Genomic DNA, 6,192 nt, shown 5'->3' with positions numbered 1-6,192 from the left:
GCGACCGGCGAACCGATCGGGACATCCGTTCCGGCACCGCACCTCGCCAGGACCGTGGCGACCGCGGCCTGGGCGACCATGAACAGGGTGGTTCCTGTCTCGCGCGCCAGCCCGGTCACCGCTTGGTGAGTGGCGGCCGGGCAGGACACGGTGAAGGTGGCGCCCTGGTACGAGGCGACGGCGGGCCGCGGCCGGTCCGCCGGCAGCGTGACCTCCTCGGGGAGGTCGGCCAAAGCCGACCGCCAGTAGTCGAATTGGGAGTTCGCGCCGTGTTGCTCGTCCGCGAGCAGGCGATGCTGCCAGAGCGTGTAGTCGGCGTACTGCACCGGCAGGGGCGCCCAGTCGGGTGCCGCGCCCTCGGTGCGGGCCGCGTAGGCGCGGGCCAGGTCGGCGAAGAAGGGCGCGTTGGACCAGCCGTCGGAGGCGATGTGGTGCGTGACCACGACCAGGACGTGCTCCTCCCTCGACAGCCGCAGGAGGGTCGCACGCATGGGCAGTTGTGCCGACAGGTCGAAGACCCTGGCGCACTCCTCCGCGAGCGCTGCGGCGAGGTTCTCCTCGGTCGACGCCCGCACCGGCAGCGGTATGTCGATCTCCTCGGCCGGCCGGACGAGTTGGTACGCCTCCCCCTCCGCGACCTGGAAGACCGTGCGCAGCGCCTCATGCCGTACGACGACGTCACGGAGCGCGTGGCGCAGTGCCTCGGTGTCGAGCGCCCCCGCGAGGTGGACGGCCAAGGGGATGTTGTACGTCGGTGAGGGGCCCTCCAACTGGTCAAGGAACCAGAGCCGTTGTTGCGCCGGGGACAGCGGCAGCCGCTCCGGCCGTTCCACCGCCACCAGCGCCGGACGCTCCTCCGCGCCGCCGCTCACCGCGATCAGCTCGGCGAGTTGCGCCACGGTGGGGTGCTGGAACATGTCGCGGACGGTGATCCGGACGCCGAAAGCGGTGCGGATCCGGCTGACCAGCCGGGTGGCGAGCAGGGAGTGTCCGCCGAGACGCAGGAAGTGGTCGTCGATGGTGACGGAGGGCCGGCCGAGGACGTCCGCGAAGAGTCCGCACAGGACCTCCTCGGCGGGGCCCCGGGCCGCGCGGCCCACGCTGTCGGCGCTGAGGTCGGGCGCCGGCAGCGCCCGCCGGTCGACCTTCCCGTTCACGGTCAGCGGCAGGGCGTCCAGGACGACGAAGGCGGCGGGGACCATGTAGTCGGGCAGCGCCTCGGCGGCGTGGCCGCGCAGGGCGGCGGTGTCGATGTCCGCGCCGACGACGTAGGCCACGAGGCGTTTGTCGCCGGGGCGGTCCTCACGGACGACGACCGCGGCCTGCGCCACCGCCTCACATGCCACCAGGGCCGACTCGATCTCGCCGGGCTCGATCCGGAAGCCGCGCAGCTTCACCTGCTGGTCGGCGCGGCCCAGGTACTCGATCTCGCCGTCCCGCGACCAGCGCACCAGGTCGCCCGTGCGGTACATCCGCGCGCCCGCTGGGCCGTAGGGGTCGGCCACGAACCGCTCGGCGGTCTGCCCGGGGCGGCGCAGGTAGCCGCGGGCCAGTCCGGCGCCCGCGACGTACAGCTCGCCGGGGACTCCGGGTGGGGCCAGGCCCAGGTGCTCGTCGAGGACGTGGAGGCGGGTGTTGTCGAGGGCTCGGCCGATGGGCAGTGAGGCCGGGTAGTCGAAGGGGCGCCGCACCGGGTGGGAGGTGGCGAAGGTGGTCGTCTCGGTGGGGCCGTAGCCGTTGACGACCTGGAGGCCGGGGCAGGCGTCCATGACCCGCCGTACCGCCTCGGGCGGGACCACGTCACCGCCGGTCCACACCTCGCCGAGGCCCGCGAACACGGCGGGGTCCTCTTCGGCGACCAGCCGGAACAGGCCCGCGGTCAGCCACAGCCCGGTGACGGCCTCCGCCTCGAGTACGGCGGCCAGGGCTGCCGTGTCGAGGACGCCCGCCGGGGCCACGGACACCGTCCCGCCGGTCAGCCAGGGCACCCACAGTTCGAAGGTGGAGGCGTCGAAGGTGTGCGGGGAGTGGAAGAGGACGCGCCGGTGCGCGGGGCGGGTGAAGCCGCGGTCGAGGGCGAGTTCGGCGACGTTGCGGTGGGTGATGGAGACGCCCTTGGGCACGCCGGTCGAGCCCGAGGTGAACATGACGTAGAGCCACTGGTCGGGGTGGATGGCCACCTCCGGCGCCGGGCACGGGTCGGTACCCACGTCTCCGGTCAGGTCGTCCACCGGCAGGACGGGGATTCCCGACTCGGCCACGATCTCGTGGTCGGCGAGCGCCGGGTCCACCAGTAGCAGCGGCGCCGCGGTGTCGGCGAGGATGCGGGTGAGCCGGGAGGCCGGGTCGACGGGGTTGAGGGGTGCGTACACACCGCCCGCCTTGACGATGGCGAGCAGGGCGAGGACGAGGTCGGCGGAGCGTTCCATGAGGACGGCGACGACGGTCTCGGGGCCGACGCCCTCGGCGACGAGCCGGTGCGCGAACCTGCTGGAGACGGCGTCGACTTCGGCGTACGTCCAGGTGCTTCCGGCGTGGCTGAGCGCGACCGCGTCGGGGGTGCGGGCGGCACGGTCGGCGAACATCTCGGCGAGGGAGGCGTCCGGGACGCGGGTTTCCGCGCCGGCCCAAGTGTCCAGGAGCAGGGTGCGCTCGGCCGGGTCGAGCAGGTCGAGGCCGGACAGCGGGGTGTCGGGGTGGGCGACGGCCTCGTCGATCAGCCGCAGGAGCCGGGCGAGCAGGGCCTCGACGGTATCGGGGTCGTAGAGGTCGGTGGCGTACTCGGCGGTGATGTCGAGCCCGGCGGGGCGGCCGACGGCGTCGAGGTGCTCGTCGAAGCCGACGGTGAGGTCGAACTTGGCGGTGCGGGTGGCCGAGTACTCCGCTCGCGCACGCAGCCCGGGGAAGTCGGGGGCCTCGGTGGACCCGGCCCGGACCAGGGTCAGCATGACCTGGAACAGGGGATGACGGGCGCCGCTGCGCTCGGGGTTGAGCACCTCGACGAGCCGGTCGAAGGGCAGGTCCTGGTGGGCCCAGGCGGCGAGGTCGGTGGTGCGCGCCCGCTCCAGCAGGTCCCGGAAGCTCGGGTCGCCGGAGACGTCGGTGCGCAGGACGAGGGTGTTGACGAAGAAGCCCACGAGGTCGTCGAGGGCCTCGTCGGAGCGGCCCGCGACCGGGGAGCCGATCGGGATGTCGGCGCCCGCGCCGGAGGCGGCGAGCGCGGTGGCGAGGGCGGCCTGCGCGGCCATGAAGAGGGTGGCGCCGCTCTGCTGGGCGAGGTCGACGAGTGCGGCGTGGGTCCCGGGCGGGCAGTGGGCGGTGACGGTGTCACCGCGGTAGGAGGCGACGGCCGGGCGCGGCCGGTCGGCGGGCAGGGTGGCCTCTTCCGGCAGTCCGGCCAACCGGTCCTTCCAGTGAGCCAGTTGCCGGTTCATCACGCTGTCCTCGGCGTCGGGCTCGCCGAGCAGCTCGCGCTGCCAGAGGGTGTAGTCGGCGTACTGGATCTCCAACGGCTCCTGATCGGGCGCCCGTCCCGCCGTGCGGGCCCGGTAGGCGTGGGCGAGGTCGCGCAGCAGGGGGGCGATGGACCAGCCGTCGGAGGCGATGTGGTGCATGACGACCAGCAGGACGTGCTCGTCCTCGGCGAGCCGGATCAGCCGTGCCCGCACGGGCAGTTCGCGGGCGAGGTCGAAGACGTGCGCCGCCCCCTCGTCGAGGATGTCCGCGAGGCCGTTCTCGTCCGCCGGGACGACGGGCAGCGCGACCCGGGCCTGTTCGACGGGCAGGATGTGCTGGTACGGGGTGCCGTCGCGCTCGGGGAACAGGGTGCGCAGACTCTCGTGCCGGGCGACGACGTCGCCCAGGGCGAGGTGCAGCGCGTCGGCGTCGAGAGGGCCGGTGAGCCGTACGGCGAGCGGGACGTTGTAAGTGGCTGAGGGGCCCTCCAGCTGGGCGAGGAACCACAGGCGCTGCTGGGCGTACGACAAGGGGGTCACTGGGAGGCTCCCATCCGGCGCATCGGCCGCAGCTTGGGGCGCGCGTTCTCGGCGCGGTCGAGCCGCTCGGCCAGCCTGGCCACGTTCGGGTTCTCGAAGAGGGCGGGGACCGGCAGTTCGGCCCCGAGGACGGTCCGGATCCGGCTGACCAGCCGGGTGGCGAGCAGGGAGTGCCCGCCGAGGCGGAAGAAGTCGTCGTCGACGGAGACGGAGGGCAGTCCGAGGACTTCGGCGAACAGTCCGCACAGGACTTCCTCGCGCGGGTTGCGCGGGGTCCGGCCCGCGCTGTCGGCGCTCAGGTCCGGGGCCGGCAGGGCGCGCCGGTCGATCTTGCCGTTCACGGTCAGCGGCAGGGTGTCGAGGGCGACGAAGGCGGAGGGGACCATGTAGTCGGGCAGGGTCTGCTCCGCGTGGCGGCGCAGGGCGGCGAGGTCGGCGTCCGCGCCGACGACGTAGGCCACGAGCCGTTTGTCGCCGGGCCGGTCCTCGCGGACGACGACCGCCGCCTGCGCGACCGAGGGGCGGGCCGCCAGGGCCGATTCGATCTCGCCGAGCTCGATCCGGAAGCCGCGCAGCTTCACCTGCTGGTCGGCGCGGCCGAGGTACTCGATCTCGCCGTCCCGCGACCAGCGCACCAGGTCCCCCGTCCGGTACATGCGCGTGCCGGGGGTGCCGTACGGGTCGGCGACGAACCGTTCGGCCGTGAGCGCCGGCCGGTCCAGGTAGCCCTGGGCGAGCCCGGTTCCGGCGATGTACAGCTCGCCGGGGGTGCCGGGGGCGACCAGGGCGAGGTGCTCGTCGAGGACGTAGAGGCGGGTGTTGTCCAGGGGGCGGCCGATGGGCAGGGCGCCCGGGTAGGCGAAGGGGCGGTGCAGGAGGTGGGAGGTGGCGAACGTGGTCGTCTCGGTCGGACCGTAGGCGTTGAAGACGGTCAGGTCCGGGCAGGCGTCCATGACCCGTCGTACGGCCTCCGGCGGAACCACGTCACCGCCGGTCCAGACCTCGCGCAGTCCGGCGAAGGCACCCGGATCCTCCTCGGCGACCAGCCGGAAGAAGCCGACCGTCAGCCACAGCCCGGTGATGGACTCCGCGGCGAGCACCGCGGACAGCGCGGCCGTGTCCAACAGGCCGGGCGGGGCCACGACGAGGGTTCCGCCGGACAGCAGGGGCACCCACAGCTCGTACGTCGTCGCGTCGAAGGCGAGCGGCGAGTGCAGCAGGACGCGGCGGTGGGCGGGGGTGGTGAAGCGATGGTCGGCGGCCAGCTCGGTGACGTTGCGGTGGGTGACGGCGACGCCCTTCGGCACTCCGGTGGAGCCGGACGTGAACATCACGTAGGCGAGCTGGTCGGGGTGGACGGTCACCTCTGGCGCGGTGTCGGGCAAGGAGAGGTGCGCGTCCTCGGTCACGGTCAACGCACGGGCGCCCTGCGGCAGTTCGAGGTCGCGGTCGGTCAGGAACACGGTCGCGCCGGACATTCGCACGACGAGGTCGACGCGGTCCTTCGGGTAGCGGGTGTCCAGCGGCACGTACACCGCGCCGGCCTTGACCACCGCGAGGATCGCCACGACCGCCTCGACTGAGCGCTCCTGGAAGAGGACGACCCGCGAGCCGGGCCGGACGCCCTCGGCGATCAGCCGATGTGCCAGGCGGTTGGCCTGGCGGTCCAACTCCGCGTATGTCAGCCGTCGTTCGCCGCGCGAGACGGCGACGGCGTCCGGTGTGCGGGCGGCCTGCTCGGCGAACAGCTCCGGCAGCGAGGCGGGGGGAAGGTCGCGCTGGGTGCCGTGCCAGGTGTCGAGCAGGTGGGCGCGTTCGTCGTCGGCCAGGACGTCGAGGGCTCCGATGGGGACGTCGGGGGTGTCGGCCGCGGCCCGCAGCAGCCTGACCAGGCGTGCGGTGACGGCCGACACCGTGGCCTGGTCGTACAGGTCGGTGGCGTACTCGACGGTGATGCCCAGTCCGGCCGGACCGCCGTCGGGTGCGCGGTGCTCGTGGAAGGTGAAGGTGAGGTCGAACTTGGCGATGTCGAGGGCGGTGAACTCCGACTCGCCGCGCAGGCCGGGCAGTTCGGGTACGGGGTTGGCCGCGTCGGTGACCGAGAGCATGACCTGGAAGAGGGGGTGGCGGGCGGCGGACCGCTCGGGGTTCAGGGCCTCCACGAGCCGGTCGAAGGGCAGGTCCTGGTGAGCCCAGG

At 73.4% G+C, this 6,192-nt stretch carries 2 protein-coding genes; both read right to left on the bottom strand.

Annotated elements, in window-relative coordinates; translation table 11 throughout:
- A partial coding sequence (locus tag ACWDRW_RS40105) for an amino acid adenylation domain-containing protein (RefSeq protein ID WP_451733481.1) occupies positions 1-3,995 on the bottom strand: 3,995 nt, incomplete at its 3' end.
- Positions 3,992-6,192 (bottom strand): non-ribosomal peptide synthetase (locus ACWDRW_RS40100; RefSeq protein ID WP_451733478.1); only part of this gene is annotated, 2,201 nt, incomplete at its 5' end. The genes ACWDRW_RS40100 and ACWDRW_RS40105, both read right to left, overlap by 4 nt.

Source organism: Streptomyces sp. NPDC003635 (assembly GCF_053587635.1).
This window is presented reverse-complemented; position numbering and strand designations above follow the sequence as displayed.